Annotated in this window: 14 protein-coding genes; 4 read left to right on the top strand and 10 right to left on the bottom strand. The window is 64.4% G+C overall.

Annotation, left to right across the window (positions count from 1 at the left end; translation table 11 throughout):
- The first annotated feature begins 12 nt into the window (after positions 1-12).
- Both pncB and I6F17_RS14375 read left to right on the top strand, forming a co-directional pair.
- Positions 13-1,317, top strand: coding sequence for a nicotinate phosphoribosyltransferase (pncB, locus tag I6F17_RS14380; protein WP_036011351.1), 1,305 nt, complete (start codon positions 13-15; stop codon positions 1,315-1,317).
- Positions 1,318-1,632: 315 nt separating this feature from the next.
- Complete coding sequence (locus I6F17_RS14375) at positions 1,633-2,946, top strand: GGDEF domain-containing protein (protein ID WP_225124565.1); 1,314 nt, start codon at positions 1,633-1,635, stop codon at positions 2,944-2,946.
- 8 nt (positions 2,947-2,954) lie between these two features.
- Here the strand turns inward: I6F17_RS14375 and I6F17_RS14370 are convergent, their stop codons facing one another.
- Positions 2,955-3,575 (bottom strand): TetR/AcrR family transcriptional regulator, encoded by a 621-nt coding sequence (locus I6F17_RS14370; RefSeq protein WP_081493681.1) that lies wholly within the window; start codon positions 3,573-3,575, stop codon positions 2,955-2,957.
- 51 nt (positions 3,576-3,626) lie between these two features.
- Here I6F17_RS14370 and I6F17_RS37940 point away from each other — a divergent pair, with 51 nt between their 5' ends.
- Together I6F17_RS37940 and I6F17_RS14365 are read left to right on the top strand one after the other, a co-directional pair.
- Positions 3,627-3,893, top strand: coding sequence for a hypothetical protein (locus I6F17_RS37940; RefSeq protein ID WP_346656991.1), 267 nt, complete (start codon positions 3,627-3,629; stop codon positions 3,891-3,893).
- A 342-nt stretch (positions 3,894-4,235) separates the two neighbouring features.
- Positions 4,236-7,640 (top strand): acyl-[ACP]--phospholipid O-acyltransferase, encoded by a 3,405-nt coding sequence (locus I6F17_RS14365; protein WP_225124564.1) that lies wholly within the window; start codon positions 4,236-4,238, stop codon positions 7,638-7,640.
- A gap of 27 nt (positions 7,641-7,667) precedes the next feature.
- Here I6F17_RS14365 and tcuB read toward each other — a convergent pair whose 3' ends face one another.
- From tcuB to ybaK, 9 genes are all read right to left on the bottom strand, one after another.
- Positions 7,668-8,768 carry a tricarballylate utilization 4Fe-4S protein TcuB gene (gene tcuB / locus I6F17_RS14360; protein ID WP_225124563.1) on the bottom strand — a complete coding sequence of 367 codons (1,101 nt, stop codon included), beginning with the start codon at positions 8,766-8,768 and terminating at the stop codon, positions 7,668-7,670.
- Positions 8,755-10,146 carry an FAD-dependent tricarballylate dehydrogenase TcuA gene (tcuA, locus tag I6F17_RS14355; RefSeq protein WP_225124562.1) on the bottom strand — a complete coding sequence of 464 codons (1,392 nt, stop codon included), beginning with the start codon at positions 10,144-10,146 and terminating at the stop codon, positions 8,755-8,757. Before tcuA ends, tcuB begins: the two co-directional genes overlap by 14 nt.
- Before the next feature lie 38 nt (positions 10,147-10,184).
- Complete coding sequence (locus I6F17_RS14350) at positions 10,185-10,940, bottom strand: IclR family transcriptional regulator (RefSeq protein ID WP_036035585.1); 756 nt, start codon at positions 10,938-10,940, stop codon at positions 10,185-10,187.
- A gap of 8 nt (positions 10,941-10,948) precedes the next feature.
- Entirely contained in the window at positions 10,949-11,830 is an 882-nt protein-coding gene (locus I6F17_RS14345; protein ID WP_225124561.1) for an NAD(P)-dependent oxidoreductase, read from the bottom strand.
- 62 nt (positions 11,831-11,892) lie between these two features.
- Complete coding sequence (locus tag I6F17_RS14340; RefSeq protein WP_225124560.1) at positions 11,893-13,089, bottom strand: ABC transporter substrate-binding protein; 1,197 nt, start codon at positions 13,087-13,089, stop codon at positions 11,893-11,895.
- A gap of 14 nt (positions 13,090-13,103) precedes the next feature.
- Entirely contained in the window at positions 13,104-13,961 is an 858-nt protein-coding gene (locus tag I6F17_RS14335) for an alpha/beta hydrolase (RefSeq protein WP_036035594.1), read from the bottom strand.
- Positions 13,958-14,398 carry a hypothetical protein gene (locus I6F17_RS14330; RefSeq protein WP_050991712.1) on the bottom strand — a complete coding sequence of 147 codons (441 nt, stop codon included), beginning with the start codon at positions 14,396-14,398 and terminating at the stop codon, positions 13,958-13,960. Before I6F17_RS14330 ends, I6F17_RS14335 begins: the two co-directional genes overlap by 4 nt.
- A gap of 165 nt (positions 14,399-14,563) precedes the next feature.
- Positions 14,564-15,649: a HupE/UreJ family protein gene (locus I6F17_RS14325; RefSeq protein ID WP_225124559.1), complete on the bottom strand. Its 1,086-nt coding sequence runs from the start codon at positions 15,647-15,649 to the stop codon at positions 14,564-14,566.
- An 18-nt stretch (positions 15,650-15,667) separates the two neighbouring features.
- The gene (gene ybaK / locus I6F17_RS14320; RefSeq protein WP_225124558.1) at positions 15,668-16,141 is read right to left on the bottom strand and encodes a Cys-tRNA(Pro) deacylase; all 474 of its coding nucleotides are present in this window, start codon (positions 16,139-16,141) and stop codon (positions 15,668-15,670) included.
- Between the last annotated feature and the right edge of the window lie 103 nt (positions 16,142-16,244).

Here is a 16,244-nt window from a genome sequence, read left to right as displayed (position 1 = left end):
TAAAATCCCCCCATGACAGTGACTGACATTGCGAACCGGACCTACAATCACAGCTGGCGGCTGGATCCCATCATCCGCAGCCTGCTCGATACCGACTTCTACAAACTATTGATGTTGCAGATGATTCGGGAGGATTACCCGAGTCAGAATGTGACCTTCTCGGTCATCAACCGCTCGCGCCATGTGCGCCTTGCCGAGATCATCGACGAGGGCGAGCTGCGCGCCCAGCTCGACCATGCCCGCACCATCCGCTTCACCAAGAAGGAGCTGATCTGGCTGGCCGGCAACACCTTCTACGGCAAGACCCATATGTTCTCGGCGGATTTCATCCGCTGGCTGGCGGAATTCCGCCTTCCCGAATACGAGCTGCGCAAGGTCGAGGGCCAGTACGAGCTGCATTTCCACGGGCCCTGGACCCACACCACGATGTGGGAGATTCCGGCGCTTGCGATCCTCAACGAGCTGCGTTCGCGTGCGGCCATGAAGGGCCGCGGCCGCTTCGAGCTCGATGTGCTCTACGCCCGCGCCAAGGCCAAGTTGTGGACCAAGGTCGAACGGCTGCGCCAGCTCGAGAACCTGCGACTCTCCGACTTCGGCACGCGTCGCCGCCACGGCTTCCTCTGGCAGCGCTGGTGCGTCGAGGCGGTGAAGGAAGGCCTCGGCCCCTCCTTCATTGGCACCTCCAACGTGCTTCTCGCGATGGACAACGATCTCGAAGCCATCGGCACCAACGCGCACGAGCTGCCGATGGTGGCCGCCGCGCTCGCCAGAGACGACGAGGAATTGCGCTGGGCGCCCTACCGCATTCTCGACCAGTGGCGTCAGACTTACGGCGGCAACCTCCTGATCGCGCTGCCCGACGCCTTCGGTACCAGGACTTTCCTCCGCGATGCACCGGAATGGGTCGCCGATTGGACCGGCTTCCGCCCCGACAGCGCGCCGCCGATCCAGGCCGGGGAGGAGATCATCGCCTGGTGGCAGAAGCAGGGTCGCAACCCCAAGGACAAGCTGCTCGTCTTCTCCGACGCGATGGACGTCGGCTCGATCGAGGACACCTATCGCCACTTCGCAGGGCGCGTGCGGCTCTCCTTCGGCTGGGGCACCAATCTCACCAACGATTTCGTCGGCTGCACGCCGGACGGCTCGATCAGCCTCGATCCGATCTCGCTGGTCTGCAAGGTCTCATCAGTCGACGGCCGTCCGGCCGTCAAGCTCTCCGACAATCCGGAGAAGGCGACCGGCCTGCCCTCGGAAATCGAGCGTTATCTGCGCGTGTTCGGCGACGCCGGTCGCGTGCGCAAGCCGGTGCTGGTGTAGGACACACGTCCACGGAGAGCGTGTAGCGCCCGTCGTCATTGCGAAGAGCTCTTGCGACGAAGCAATCCAGAATGATGCCGCGGAGGCAGGCTGGATTGCTTCGCTGCGCTCGCATTGACAAGGCATTGGTTCGCGATATCGCATCAGCTCCGATTTCGCGGCATTTGAAACGATCTGCGCGCACCCACGTCACATTACCTTCACCCTCCGTCACAATCCCTCGCACTTTTCAGGTCCAGTTAAGCAACCATCTCGTCTACTTTGCGTTGCAGGCGCAACGCCCTCTAGGGCGCGTCGATCGACTTGGGGACCAGTGTGTTTCGCAGAACAGCGGCGTCGGCGGAGGGCGGCAACTTCCTTCACGTCATCAAGCTCGTCTCGCCTTTCGTGATGGTCGTCGTGCTGCAGGCGGCGATCGCCGGATTCAGTCTCGAGGTGATGTCGTCGGTCCGCGCCTATGTCGCCGGCGAAGCACTCTGGTCGCGCTCGCAGAAGAACGCGGTCTACTTCCTCAATCTCTATCTGCATTCGGGCGAACCGAGCCAGTTCGCGCAATATCAGGCTTCACTCGCCGTCCCCATCGGCGACGAGTTCGCGCGCTGGGCGCTGGAACGCGATCCGGTCGACGTCGAGGCCGCCCGCATCGGCTTTCTGCAAGGCGGCAACCATCCCGATGACGTCCCGGGACTGATCTGGCTGTTTCGCTATTTCAATCGCGTCAGCTTCCTCCAGGACGCGATCAGGGAATGGACCGCCACCGATCCCATGCTGCTGGAGCTCAGCGTGTTCGGCGAGGTCATTCGATCCGAGCTGAAGAAAGGTCCCATTCAGGACGACGACCGCCTGCAATTCCTGTCGTCGCGGCTATCGGAGCTCAATGCCCAGTTCACGGTGCACGCCAAGCAATTCTCCACCGTCCTCGGCGAAGGATCCCGGGCGATCAAGCTGACGCTGACGGGCATCAACATCCTCACGGCCGCGGCGCTGATCCTGCTCCTGATCTGGCATACGCGGCGCCTGGTGCGGCAACGGCAGACCTTCGAAGACGCCTTGCATGCCGAGAAGGAGCGCCTGGCCTGGCAGGCATCGCATGATTGGTTGACCGGCCTCTCCAACCGCCGCGCCTTCGAGGCGCGCCTGCAAGCCGAGCTGGACAATGCCGCAGCGGGTGCGCTCGCGCTCATCCTGCTCGACCTCGACCAGTTCAAGAGCGTCAACGACAGTTGCGGCCACCTCGCCGGCGACCGCCTGCTCTGCCAGGTCTCGCGCCTGCTGCAGCAGGACCGGCATGCGCATGATGTGGTGGCCCGGCTCGGCGGCGACGAATTCGGCCTGATCCTGCCGCGATGCTCGCCCTTCGATGCTGTCGACATCGCCGAGCGTCTGCGCCGGTCGCTGGAGCTGTTCAATTTCGCCTGGGACGACCGTTGCTTTGCCGTGACCGCCAGCATCGGCGTCGCCTGCATCGCCGACGGCACCATCACGCTCGAGGATGCGATGCGACGCGCGGATGCGGCCTGCTACCGCGCCAAGGAAAAGGGCCGCAACCGCGTTCAGGTCGAGAATGGGCGATCGGACGTTGTCGTCGTTGCGCCACGCCCGCGCGAAGCGGTCGCTGCACGAGGGTAATGGCATCGTCACCGCAGGGGCAGAATTCCAAGTCCTGCGAGATGGGTGTCGACGAATTGTTCGATCTGCTGGCGCAGCATCTGCGACGGCACGGCCACCATGCGCTCCTCGAGGCCGAGCGAGATGATGCCATGCACGGCGGAAAACAGCGTGCGTGACAGCAGTGCGATCTTCACGTCGTCCGCATCCGGCAGTAGCCGCACCAGGGGCGGATGCATCAGCGCGAACGCATCCATCACCATCTGGAGGATGTCGTCCGGATAGGGGCGATCGTCCTCCATCCGATGCTCGAACAAGGAGCGGAGCAAATTGGCGTGCGCGGCGAAGAAGTCGAGATAAGTCTCGGCGAGCCCATAGAGCTGGCGGACCGGATCCTCGGCAGGAACACCACGGAGCCGGGCCGTGAGCGCCTGAACCGTTTCCCGGTTCACCGTCAGAATGACCCCGTCGAAGTCGCCAAACTCGTTATAGACACTGCCAACCGAGCACCCGGCAGCCTCCGCCACGTCCCGAACTTTCAATGATCTCAGCCCCTTAGCTGAGATGATGCCGCGGGCGATCTCGACGATCTGGAGCCGGCGCCGGAATTTTTTCTGGTCGCGCAGCGATTCTTCTTGAACATTGTTCATTTTCGAGCTACCAATGTGAACATTGTTCAATTTAACCTGGAGACCTGGAAAATGCAAACCCTTACTGTCGATATCGCCACCACCTTCGTCGATGACGCCGCCGCCCTCGTGACCGGGCTCGGCCGGGCCGCTCTGCGGTTCGCCATGGCGCCAATCAATCGCATCGCCAATGCCTGCGACGTCGCGGGCGTGCTCGCCGAACGCCGGGCGACCTTCCGGCTGTGGCGGACCAACCGTGCCCGTGCGCGTCAGGAGCGGCGCCGGTTCAGCCTGCTCGGCCGCTTCTCGCCGTTTCGCCACCTCGCCCATCTCACCTGAGGCGCGCACGCGGGTCGGCTCGAATGCAAGCGCCGGCTGCAAGGATGGACTTAACCATGTCCGGACGGGCGTGGCCGATCCGGCGGATTTCGACGATGCGGTTCAGTCTTTCCTTCATCGCCCGGCGCCATATCCGGGCGAGCGAGGCCGCTCCGCCCGGCCTCGACCGGATATTTGCGAACCTAACGATGCCGATTGAAGACCAACAGGATCGGAGGAACCGAGGGGACAGAGCTGGCCAGCAACTTCGTTGCCGCGCAATCGTTCGCCCTATGCTTCCGGTCGTGACGTTTCACAGACAACGTAACAACCTCAGTCTGCCTTGCCAAAACAGGACCAGTCATGATCAGGGAATTGATGTCGTCACGCCGCTTTGCGCCGCTGTTCTGGGCGCAATTCTTCTCGGCGCTCAATGACAACGTGCTCAAGAATGCGCTCGTCATCATCCTGCTCTACAGCGCGGCGACGAGCCACGGCGATGCGCTGGTGACGGTGGCAGGCGCCGTCTTCATCTTCCCCTACTTCATCCTGTCCGGGCTCGGCGGCCAGCTCGCCGACAAATACGTCAAATCCGTCGTCGCAAGGCGGCTCAAATTCGTCGAGATCTTTGCAGCCTGCTTCGCCGCTGCCGGCTTCTTCCTGCATTCGGTGCCGCTCTTGTTCGCAGCGCTCGCACTGTTCGGTACCATCGCCGCGCTGTTCGGCCCGGTGAAATACGCGATGCTGCCGGACCAGCTCGAGCTCGGCGAACTCGCGACCGGCAACGCGCTGGTCGAAGGCGCGACCTTCATGGCGATCCTGCTCGGCACCGTCGCGGGCGGCCAGTTCGTCGCCGGCTCCGCGCATATGGGCTGGGTCGCATCCGCCGTGGTCGTGCTGGCCGTGTTGTCCTGGGCGTTCGCGTCCCGCATTCCGCAGACGACGCCCTCCGCGCCTGAGCTGCCCGTCGACGCCAATCCCTGGACCTCGACGGTGAGCCTGCTCAGGACGCTTCGTGCCGACCATCGCCTCTGGGACGGCACCGTGATCGTCTCCTGGTTCTGGCTGGTCGGCGCCATCGTGCTGTCGCTGCTGCCGGCGCTGATCAAGGACGTCGTCGGCGGCACCGAGGGCGTCGTGACGCTGTGCCTTGCCATCTTCGCGATCGGCATCGCCATCGGCTCGCTGTTTGCCGCCAGCCTCAGCCACGTTCGCCCGAACCTCGCGCTGGTGCCGATCGGCGCCATCATCATGGGCTTTGCCGGCCTCGATCTCGCCTGGGCTATCGGCGTCACTGCAAAGGGACACGAGATCACCGCGCTCGGCTTCGCGACTTCGTTCGGCGGCCTGCGCATGCTGGCCGACTTCGTCGCCTTCGCCTTCGGCGGCGGCCTGTTCGTCGTGCCGTCCTTTGCCGCGGTCCAGGCCTGGTCGCAACCTTCCGAACGCGCCCGCATCATCGCCGCCGGCAACGTGCTGCAGGCTGCCTTCATGGTGGTCGGCTCGCTGTTCGTCGCGCTATTGCAGGCGGCAGGTCTGCATATCGGCTGGATCTTCTTCGGCCTCGGCGTCGCCAGCTTCGGCACGGTGTGGTTCGTGCTGACCAAGTGGGGCAAGGAAGGCGTGCGCGATGCTGGCGGGCTTCTGTTCCGTGCCCTGTTCCGGACCGAGGTGCGCGGGCTCGAAAACCTGCCGCCTCCGGGCACACGCATGCTGATCGCGCCGAACCATGTCAGCCTGATCGACGGCCCGCTGCTGCACGCCGTGCTGCCGATCGACGCGAGCTTTGCGGTCGACACCGGCATCGCCAAGGCCTGGTGGGCCAAGCCGTTCCTGCGCGCCGTCAAGCACTACACCATGGACCCGACCAAGCCGCTGGCCGCGCGCGACCTGATCAAGCTCGTCGCCGCAGGCGAGCCCGTCGTGATCTTCCCGGAAGGACGGATCACCGTCTCGGGATCGCTGATGAAGGTGTATGACGGCACCGCGATGATCGCGGACAAGGCTGACGCCGTGGTCGTGCCGGTCCGGATCGAAGGCGCGCAGCGCTCCTATCTCAGCTATCTCAACTCCAGCCAGATCAAGCGGTCCTGGTTTCCGCGCGTGACGGTGACGATCCTGCCGCCGGTCAAGCTTCCGGTCGACGAAACGCTCAAGGGCAAGGCACGCCGCAACGCCGCCGGTGCCGCGCTGCAGGATGTCATGATCGATGCCCTCGTCAAGAACGCCATGCTCGATCACACGCTGTTCGAAGCCCTCGGACACGCCTATCGCGACCGCGACACCGGCAAGGTTATCATCGAGGACGCGCTCGGCACAAAGCTGACCTATCGCAAGCTGATCCTCGGCGCGCAGGTCCTGAGCCGCAAGCTCGAGAACGGCACCGCAATCGGCGAGAATGTCGGCGTGCTGCTGCCGAACTCCGCGGGCGTCGCCGTCGTCTTCATGGCGCTGCAGAACAGCGGCCGGGTGCCGGCGATGCTCAATTTCTCGGCCGGTCCGGTTAACGTGCTCGCCGCCATGAAGGCCGCGCAGGTCAAGACCGTGCTGACGTCGAAGGCCTTCATCGAGAAAGGCAAGCTCGACAAGCTGATGACTGCGATCTCCGCGGAGGCACGCGTCGTCTATCTCGAGGACGTCCGCGCCTCGATCGGCCTCGCCGACAAGATCAAGGGCCTGCTCGCCGGCACGACGCCGCGCGTGCCCCGCCAGGCCAACGATCCCGCCGTCGTGCTGTTCACGTCGGGCTCGGAAGGTACGCCCAAGGGCGTGGTGCTGTCCCACCGCAACATCCTCGCCAACGCGGCGCAGGCGCTGGCGCGGGTCGATGCCAATGCCAACGACAAGGTGTTCAACGTGCTGCCGGTGTTCCACTCGTTTGGACTCACGGGCGGAATGATGATGCCGATGCTGGCCGGCATTCCGATCTACATGTACCCTTCGCCGCTGCACTACCGGATCGTGCCCGAGCTGATCTACCAGACCGGCGCTACGATCCTGTTCGGCACCGACACGTTCCTGACCGGCTATGCCCGCTCGGCGCACGCTTACGACTTCCGCACCCTGCGCCTCGTCATCGCCGGCGCCGAGGCGGTCAAGGATCGCACGCGGCAGGTGTTCATGGAGCGCTACGGCATCCGCATCCTCGAAGGCTATGGCGTTACCGAGACGGCGCCGGTGCTGGCGATGAACACGCCGATGGCCAACCGTCCCGGCACCGTCGGGCGCCTGTCTCCGCTGATGGAAAGCCGCCTCGATCCGGTCCCCGGCATCGAGGAAGGCGGACGCCTCTCGGTGCGCGGCCCGAACGTGATGCTCGGCTATCTCAGGGCCGAAAATCCCGGCGTGCTCGAGGTGCTCCCCGACGGTTGGCACGACACCGGCGACATCGTTTCGATCGACCCGGCCGGCTTCATCACCATCAAGGGCCGCGCCAAGCGCTTTGCCAAGATCGCGGGCGAAATGGTCTCGCTGTCGGCGGTCGAAGCCATCGCGACGGCGTTGTGGCCGCAGGCCGCATCGATCGCCGTGTCGATCCCCGACCAGCGCAAGGGCGAGCGCATCGTGCTGCTGACGACGGAGAAGAATGCCGAGCGCAGCGCGATGCAGGCCCAGGCCAAGGCGATCGGCGCCTCCGAGCTCACGGTGCCCGCTGCGATCATGGTGGTCGACAAGGTGCCGCTGCTCGGCACCGGCAAGACCGACTATGTCACGGCCACGACGATGGCCCGCGAGCAGGGATCCCCGCCCGAGCGCGAGGTGGCGTGAGAGGTTGCGAGACGGGCGGCGCGCGGGTCACGCCGCCGTCCGCCGCTCCTGCGCATAGCGCACCAGCGCGGCGAAGCGATAAAGGCCGTGCACGAACTTGCCGTAGGGCATGGTGATAAACAATGCGAACACGGCACCGAGATGCAGCGCGAGCAGCGGCCCCATCGCGCTCGTCTCGCGCAGGACCAACAGCAGCATTCCGGTGAGCCCGGTCAGGAACAGCATGGCGATGAAGCCGACGTCCATGCCGTAGCTGTATTCGTCGAGCAGCGCGGGATCGCGCCGCAGCCTGGCGGCGAACAGGCCGATGGGCCCGACGATCAGGCCGATGCCGCCGAGCGTGCCGAGCACCACGGGCAGGTCCCACCACGGATACGGCGCCTCGCGGCCGAGCAGATAGTGATAGAGCGTCGCCACCGAGGTCGCTGCAAAGCATAGCAGGAAGCCGTAGAAGGTCAGGTGGTGATAGAGCTTACGCCGGTCGGTCGGCTTGTCGTCCTCATTGTAGCAGCCGACGCCACCGCCATGGAGATAGCGCAGCTCGCCGGCGTCGCGGATCGCCTGAAAGATCGAGCCGCCATCGGCGCGGCCGCCGATCGGTGTGCCGATGTCGCGCCAGAAGGCACGCACGCTCATGACGAGTGCGAGGATCGCGTAGAGGAATGCGGCGCCAAACAGCGCGACCATCGCGTTGTGCGGCATCAGCTTGTAGAAGGCGCCGGGCCCGGTGTGCACGCCGAACAACACGCCGCGGTCATTCAAGGCGGCAAAGCCGAGAATGAAGATCGCCATGCTGAGCGCGGCGGTGATGCTGATGACGAGGCCGTTGCGCGCGAAGGCGCCGGATAGCGGCCGCGGCCAGGCATAGGCCGCATAGGACTCCGCGCGCGCAACCGCCAACGTCTTCGGGACGTTGACGTTGAATTCGTGCGGCGGCGAGAACTGGCAGTCGACGTAGCAGGCGCCGCAGGAATGGCAGAGATTGGCGAGATAGTTGAGATCGCCGTCGGAGAAGGCGCGCCGCATCTCCATGGCCGGAAACACCGCGCACAGGCCCTCGCAATAGCGGCAGGAATTGCAGACCGTCATCAGACGGTCGGCTTCGTCCAAAATTCTAGTTCCGTGCATGTTTCGCCGCTTCCCGTCCCGCGATCCGTCCGAACACGCTGCCGATGGTCATGCCCATGCCGGCCGCATAGCCTTTGCCCAGCACGTTGCCGGCCATGATCTCGCCGGCCGCGAACATGTTGGCGGACGGCTTGCCGTCCTTCATCAGCATCCGCGCCTCCTTGTTCACCCGCGTGCCGAGATAGGTGAAAGTGATGCCGGGCCGGACGGGATAGGCGAGATAAGGCGGGGTCTCGATCCGCCGCGCCCAGTGGGTCTTGGGCGGCGTGATGCCCTCGGTCACGCAATCATCCAGAATCGTGTGGTCGAACGTGCCGGGCCGCACCGCAGCGTTGAACTCGGTGATGGTCTTTTCCAACGCCGCGGGATCGAGCGCGAGCTTGCCGGCGAGTTCGGCGACCGTCTGCCCGGCGATCGGCGGAAACAGCGTCGGCATGAAGCTGGTCACGACGGTGGAATCGAAGATGATGTAGGCGATCTGGTCGGGCTGCGCCGCGACCAGCCGCCCCCAGATCGCGTAGCGCTTCGGCCAGATGTCCTCGCCCTCGTCGTAGAAGCGCTGGGCATGCTTGTTGACGACGATGCCGAACACGACGGAGTCGTGCCGCGTGATGATGCCGCCGTCGAATTTCGGCGCGCGGGCATCGATCGCGACCGCATGACACTGCGTGGGATCGCCGACCTCCTGCACGCCCTTGTCGAGCAGCATCTTCAGGATCGAGCCGCGGTTATAGGGCGTGCCGCGGATCAGGAAGTTGTCGGCGGCCTCGCCCCAATATTGCTTGAGCCATTCGATGTTGGCCTCGAACCCGCCGGCGGCGGCAACCAATGACGTCGCGCGGATCTCGGTCTCACCCCTGACCGGCCGCTTGAGGCGCGCGGCGAGGAACATGCCGTCCTCGATCACGAGATCGATCACCTCGGCGTCGTATTCGACGTCGACACCGAGCCGCTCCGCGGTGAGATAAAGCGCGTTCAGCATCGCCCGCCCGCCGCCCAGGAAGAAGGAGTTGGTGCGGCCGAGGCTCAGCGTGCCGCCGAGCGAGGGCTGCCAGCGCACACCCTGCTCCACGATCCAGTTCAGGATGTCCTTGGATTCGCGGATCATATGTCGGGCGAGCACCTCGTCGGTCTGCCCGCCGGTGACGCGCAGCAGATCCTCCCAGAATTCCTCCTCGGTGTAGGGGCCGGTCAGGATTTCGGTCGCCGCATCATGGGCGCAGCGCATGTTGCGGGTGTGGCGGGTGTTGCCGCCGCGATAGAATTTCGGCGCGCCTTCGAGCACGAGCACCGAGGCCCCGCCGCGCCGCGCGCTGATCGCCGCGCACAGGGCGGCATTGCCGCCGCCGATCACCAGCACGTCGTATTTAATGCTCATCGGGTCCCGATACTGCGAAGTTGGAGACATCAGGCCGCCTACCGCCTCGCCCTTCGCGCAGGACGGACGTCTTCAGCGGAAGCCGACAAAGCACTGTCGAGCAACTCGGTCGGGCCACCGAGGGCACGCGTCAGGCGGACGGCGGCTTTCAGCAGCAGCGACGTCATCGCCTTGATATTGTCCCGCGTGAAGCGCGGCTTCGGCCCCGAGAGCGACAGAGCGCCGACGCATTTGCCGCCGGGACCGAACACCGGGCAGGCAAGCCCGGCGCAATCGGGATCGCGCTCGCCAAAGGACAGCGCGACGCAACCCTCGCGGATCTCGTCGTAGGCCTCGCCCTTCTCACCGTCGAAGGCCAGGATAATTCGTCCGGCCGCGCCGCGGTCGAGCGGCAGCAGCATGCCGGCCTCGACGCGGTCGAGGGTCGAATGTCGGGAATCCACCCGGTAGACGCAGAGCCTGCGCTTCGCATCATGCCGTACGTGATACGACGGACTTTCAGCGCCGTCGGCCACGAGCTGGCGCAGCAGCGGCATCACCCTGTCGTGCAGATTGTTGCTGCGCTGATAGACCGCGCCGAGCCGGAACGGCGTCGGACCGAGATGGTAGCGACCGTCGGCGAACTGCACCAGGTAGCCGAACTCCTGAAGAGACGTCATCAGCCGCAACAGCGTGCTCTTGTACATCTTGGTGCGCCGAGCGAGCTCGGCGAGCGTGATCGGCTCCGGCGCATCCTCGAAGGCGGCCAGGATGCTCAGGGCGCGGTCGACGGCTGCGACGCCGGGCGAAGGCATGACGTGTCCTATTGGGGAAATCCGGAGGGGTCGATGAGCTTTGCGATAACAGGAAAATACGCATCGCCCATGCCCTTGTCGATCGTCTCCTGGAAGATCGTGCGCATCAGCGCTGCCCCCCGCAAGTCGAGCCCGGCTTGCGCACCGAGTTCCAGCGCATAGGAAAGGTCCTTCATGGCATATTCGGTCGAGAAGGCGCGCAGCGGAAATTCTCCGGCGACGATGGCCTTCATGCCGTGGTTGCGCAGGGCAAAGCTGTCCGCCGACCCCTTCGACAACGTCTCCAGCAGCAGCTTGGGCTCGACGCCGCTGTGCTTGGCGATCGCAACCGCCTCCGCCAGGGCGTTGACGGTCTCGAACAGCACCATGTTGTTGAGGATCTTCGTCACCTGCCCCGCACCGGTGCCGCCACAAAGAGTGACGTCGGTCGCAAAATGCCGGATCAGCGGCTCCACCGCGGCGAACTGCTCGGCCGTCGCGCCGACCATGACGCTGAGCGTGCCGTCCTGCGCCGCCTGGCGGGTGCGCGCAATTGGAGCATCGATCCAGAGCGCGCCCTTGTCCGCGAGTTGTTTGGCGAAGGAGCGGGTCAGACCGACATCGGAGGTGCCGAGATCGATCACCGTCTGGCCATTTCTGACCATCGGCAAGATGCTCTCGAAGACGGACATGACGTGCTTGGCGCTGGGCAGGCACAGGAAAAGGGTCTCTGCGCCGGCGACGACCTCTCCGATCGACTTCGCCGCCGTCGCCCCGTCAGCCACCATCCGCGCCAGCGGCTCCGCGGCAAGGTCGAACGCGAGCACCGCGCGGCCGCTCTTGCGCAACAGGTTGCGGCAGATCGGCTCGCCCATGACGCCAAGACCGATGAACCCAATCGAACCAGACATTCCGTATTCTCTCCTCGCAATCTTCCGGCCGGGCAGGTCCAGGTCCTGCCCGGCCGACGCCATTACTTCACCAGAGGGCAGCCGCCTTCATTCATCGGTCGGAACACCTCTTCGCCCGGCTTGGAGCTGACAACCCGGTAATAGTCGAACTTGTACTTGGATTCTTCCGGCCTCTTCACCTGCACCAGATACATGGTGTGCAGCACGCGCCCATCCGGGCGGATCGCAACGTCCTTGTTGTACATATCATTGACCTTCAGTTCGTGCATCTTGGCGGCAACGGCGGTCGCATCGGTGGTGCCGGCCGCCTTCACGGCGGTGAGATAGTGGTGGACGCCGCTATAGACGCCGGCCTGCACCATGCTGGCGACCTTGCCGTCCATCTGCACGGCGTAGCGCTTCGACCAGGCACGGGTCTGCTCGTTGAGGTCCCAATAGAACGAGGTCGTCACCTGCAAGCCTTGGGTGACCTTCAGGCCGAGCGAGTTCACGTCCGTGATGAAAACAAGCAGACCAGCCAGCTTCTGGCCACCCTCGACGATACCGAATTCACCAGCCTGCTTGATCGCGGTCTGCACGTCCGCGCCCGACGTCGCAAGCCCGACAACGTCGGCCTTCGAGCCCTGCGCCTGCAACAGGAAGGACGCGAAATCAGCGGTGCCGAGCGGATGGGCGGCCGAGCCGATCACCTTGCCGCTCGCGGCCTCAATGAATTTCGTGGCATCGCGCTGCAGCGCGTGGCCGAAGGCGTAGTCGGCCGTCACGAAGTACCAGGTCTTGCCGCCCGCCCGCGTGACCGCGTCACTGGTAAGCTTGGACAGCGCGTAGGTGTCGTAGTTGAAGTGGAAGCTGACCGGCGAGCAGGATTTCCCAGTGAAGTCCGACGAGCCCGGGCCAGAGATGACGAAGATCTTGTTCTTCTGCTTGGCAACTTCGAGGATGGCAAAGCCGGCCGAGGAGGCCGCGCCGTCCGCAATCATGTCGACGCTTTCATTGTCGAACCATTTGCGCGCGGTTGCCGATGCGATATCAGGCTTGTTCTGATGGTCGGCCGAAACGATCTCGATCTTCTTGCCGAGAAGCTCGTTACCGAAGTCCTCTGCTGCGAGCTTTGCAGCGACCACCGAACCGCGCCCGCCATTGTCCGCGAACACGCCCGACTGGTCGTTGAGCACGCCAATCCTGATCACATTGTCGGCTGCAAACACAGTGGTCGCTTGTGCGGCCAGAACCACCGCCATCATCCAACGCAAACTCATAACTATGCTCCCTTTCAATCATTCTGCTTATCGAGGATGTCTTGCAGCACCGGCGCGATGTAGCGCCGGAACTGTTCCGGGTTCTCACTCATCGGAAAATGGCCGAGCCGCTCCATCACCGTCGCCTTGGCGCCGGGAATGCCGGCGGCGGTGCGCAGCGTGTCTTCCGGCGTGCAGGAGAAATCGTACTCGCCGGTGAGGAGATAAAGCGGGCACTGGTTGACGTCGATGTCGGCGGTGCGCCCGCGCAGATCGCCGTCGACGCGATAAAAATAGAGATCGCCCTTGAAGATGCCGGGACCACCCTGCTTGTAGCCCCACAGCGTCTCGTTGCGCGAGGCTGCCGGACCGTTGGGCGCGATCAGCCCGGAGACCAGCGCGGCACAGACCTCGCCGCCATGAACGTCGGGCCGGTTCAGCCAAGCCGTGTCGTACCAGGGCTGCTGGAAGTCCGCCGCCTCCAGCCCGATCAAGGCGCGAAACTCGCGCGCATGCGCGATGCCTAGATTGAGCACGATACGGCCGCCGATCGAGCACCCGATCACTACCGGCCGCTCTAGCTTCAGCGCGTTGCAGAACGCGCGGATGGTCGCGGTGTAGCTCGCAGTGGTCAGCCGGTACTCGGTGCCATATTGGCCGTCAGGTGGATTGGACTTGCCGTGCCAGGGCATGTCGAAGGCGACGATGCGGAAATGTCTGGTGAACTCGGGATCGGCCAGCAGATGGCGCCATTGCCGCGCGTCAGAACCGGCGGTGTGGAGGCAGACCAACGGGATGCCGCTGCCGTTCTCCTCGAAATAGATGCGGTTGATCTCCCCATTGATTTCGACGTGCACATAGCGCCCGACGATCGGCTCGATGAAGCCGTTCATGACGCACCTCCGAAACCGCTCCGCCGGGGCAGCGCCAGCAGATCCTTGAAATACTGAAGATGCGTCATGAAAGGATGCAGATCCCCTTCAAGCGTCGCCTGTCCGCGCTTGGTCAGCGCGAGCAGGTCATGCCAGCCGGCCGGTGGCATCTGCTGCCAATGGGCGGCAAGTGCAGCCGGGGTCGCACGGTAGGCGAACCTCCAGGTGCGCATCAGGACAGGGGCCGGCGTCATATCCACAATCTGCCCCGCGCGAATGGCGACGTGGAATGGCTGGGTGCTCGGGCCGAGCAGGCAGTCGACGTCGAGCCAGCGTCCACGGACGGTCAAATCAGCGTCCTGTGCCAGCAAATCCGGGATCATCTTGAAGGCGGCGATAACGGCGTCAGGCGCGAACGTGACCGGATCGACGTCGTGACGAACCAGTTTCGATTCCATCGTCCCACCCCTTTGTTCTGCTGTACAGAACGTCATTCTATTTCTATTCCAGTTCTATACAGGCCTTCAGCCTGAACTCAAGTGGCGTGTGGTGCTCAAGCCGCCGACGCCGTCGCGAGGAGCGTTAGCAGGAGGGCGCTCGTGCCGGGAGTTGGCGGCTCGCGATCAGGCCTCGAAGACGCGCACAAACAACCAATAGCTGCCGAGTAGGCCTATGACCGCGGACAGCGCGTAAACCAGCGCCGGCGCCCGCGACGGTTCGGGCCGGTGTTCAAGACCCGGTCGGTCGGCCAGACGGAGGATCGGCAGTACGACCGCAACAATGGCGACCTGTCCGATTTCGACGCCGATGTTGAAAGCGGCAAGCGCCGGCGCCGCTGCGTTCGGCGGCAGCCCGATCTCGCGCAGCACGCCGGCGAAGCCGAAGCCGTGGATCAAGCCGAACAGAAAAGCGACACGCCAGCGCTTGTCGACATCACGCGAGAAGAAGTTCTCCACAGCCACGAAGACGATCGAGGCCGCAATCGCAGGCTCCACGATGCTGCTCGGAATCACGAGAACATCGAGCGCGGCCAGCGACAAGGTGATTGAATGGGCAATGGTGAAGGCCGTCACGATTTTGACGACGGGCATGAGCCGTCGCGCCCACAGCACCACCGCGATCAGGAATGCGATGTGATCGTAACCGAGGAAGATGTGCTCGATGCCGGTGATGACATAGCGCTGCATCGTCGACCACAGCGACGGCGGCGCGGTTGAAAGCGTGACCGTCGTGTTGCCGGCGTCGAGCAAGGCCTGCGTTTCCGACCGCCCCTGCGCAATCAGCACGACTTGTCGAGCAGCCTTGTCCTTCTCGGTCAGCACGGTGGAACGATAGATGAGATCGCCGGCGGCGTCGGCGCAGGCAAAGCTGTTGCGATAGACGATTCCGTCGCCGTCGGCCAAGATCGCGGCATCTCCGGCAACACAGGCCTTGGCACCACCTGTGACAGCCAGGTGCGTGCCCATATAGGCAAGGATCGCGGGCTTGGCCGCTTCGACTGCGACAGGATCGACCGCGTCCCGTTTCGGATCATAGATCTTCGTACCGATCAGGCGATCGACATCGCTGCCCTTCAACCCGAGCTCGACGCTCACCGAGCGATCAGGGCTCAGCCCCACGCGCGCGGTGACGAGATTGACCTCATGTGCCTCTGCCGGAAAAGCGATGCCGAGCAGCACCCAGAACCCCGCCAGAAGCAGCCGCCTCATGATCCCGCTCCATCGCGCTCACGCCAGCACATCCGCCACCACGGCCTTCAGGACGTCCCGCGCATCGACCGGCTTCAGCCGGACCTGCAAGCCGCGCTGGCCTCCATTGAGATAGACGAGATCATGCGCAAGCGCGCTCTGCTCGATCACCGTGCCGACCTGCTTACGCTGGCCGAACGGGCTGATGCCGCCGACCTTGTAACCGGTGACGCGCTCTGCCTCGGGCGGCTTCATCATCTGCGCTGACTTGCCGGTCATGGCGGCGGCGAGTTTCTTCATCGAGACTTCCCGGTCGGAGGGGACGACCACGCAAACCGGCTTGCCGTCCACCTGCGCCATCAGCGTCTTCAGGACGCGCGCGGGATCCTCACCGAGTGCCGATGCCGCCTGTAGCCCGATGCTCTCGGCGTCGGGATCGTAGTCGTAGGCGTGGACGGTGAAGGCGACACCGGCGGCCGCGAGTGCGCGTGTGGCGGGAGTGACTTGGGACATGAACGGTATTTACCACCGTCATTGCGAGGCGCGAAGCGACGAAGCAATCCAGAATCCTGCCGCCCAATCTAGTGTCATCGCCCGGCTTGACCGGGCGATCCAG

The sequence above is a fragment of the Bradyrhizobium sp. NBAIM18 genome, assembly GCF_020193825.1.
GTDB classification, from domain to species: domain Bacteria; phylum Pseudomonadota; class Alphaproteobacteria; order Rhizobiales; family Xanthobacteraceae; genus Bradyrhizobium; species Bradyrhizobium yuanmingense.
The sequence above is the reverse complement of the archived record's forward strand: the minus strand, read 5'-3'. Positions and strand labels throughout refer to the sequence as shown.

Bases quoted from the DNA above. Each gene is read 5' to 3' on its own strand.
- pncB (WP_036011351.1), top strand. From the start codon at position 13: ATGACAGTGACTGACATTGCGAACCGGACCTACAATCACAGCTGGCGG.
- I6F17_RS14370 (WP_081493681.1), bottom strand. From the start codon at position 3,575: ATGAACAATGTTCAAGAAGAATCGCTGCGCGACCAGAAAAAATTCCGG.
- I6F17_RS37940 (WP_346656991.1), top strand. From the start codon at position 3,627: ATGCAAACCCTTACTGTCGATATCGCCACCACCTTCGTCGATGACGCC.
- I6F17_RS14365 (WP_225124564.1), top strand. From the start codon at position 4,236: ATGATCAGGGAATTGATGTCGTCACGCCGCTTTGCGCCGCTGTTCTGG.
- tcuB (WP_225124563.1), bottom strand. From the start codon at position 8,768: ATGCACGGAACTAGAATTTTGGACGAAGCCGACCGTCTGATGACGGTC.
- tcuA (WP_225124562.1), bottom strand. From the start codon at position 10,146: ATGAGCATTAAATACGACGTGCTGGTGATCGGCGGCGGCAATGCCGCC.
- I6F17_RS14350 (WP_036035585.1), bottom strand. From the start codon at position 10,940: ATGCCTTCGCCCGGCGTCGCAGCCGTCGACCGCGCCCTGAGCATCCTG.
- I6F17_RS14345 (WP_225124561.1), bottom strand. From the start codon at position 11,830: ATGTCTGGTTCGATTGGGTTCATCGGTCTTGGCGTCATGGGCGAGCCG.
- I6F17_RS14340 (WP_225124560.1), bottom strand. From the start codon at position 13,089: ATGAGTTTGCGTTGGATGATGGCGGTGGTTCTGGCCGCACAAGCGACC.
- I6F17_RS14335 (WP_036035594.1), bottom strand. From the start codon at position 13,961: ATGAACGGCTTCATCGAGCCGATCGTCGGGCGCTATGTGCACGTCGAA.
- I6F17_RS14330 (WP_050991712.1), bottom strand. From the start codon at position 14,398: ATGGAATCGAAACTGGTTCGTCACGACGTCGATCCGGTCACGTTCGCG.
- I6F17_RS14325 (WP_225124559.1), bottom strand. From the start codon at position 15,649: ATGAGGCGGCTGCTTCTGGCGGGGTTCTGGGTGCTGCTCGGCATCGCT.
- ybaK (WP_225124558.1), bottom strand. From the start codon at position 16,141: ATGTCCCAAGTCACTCCCGCCACACGCGCACTCGCGGCCGCCGGTGTC.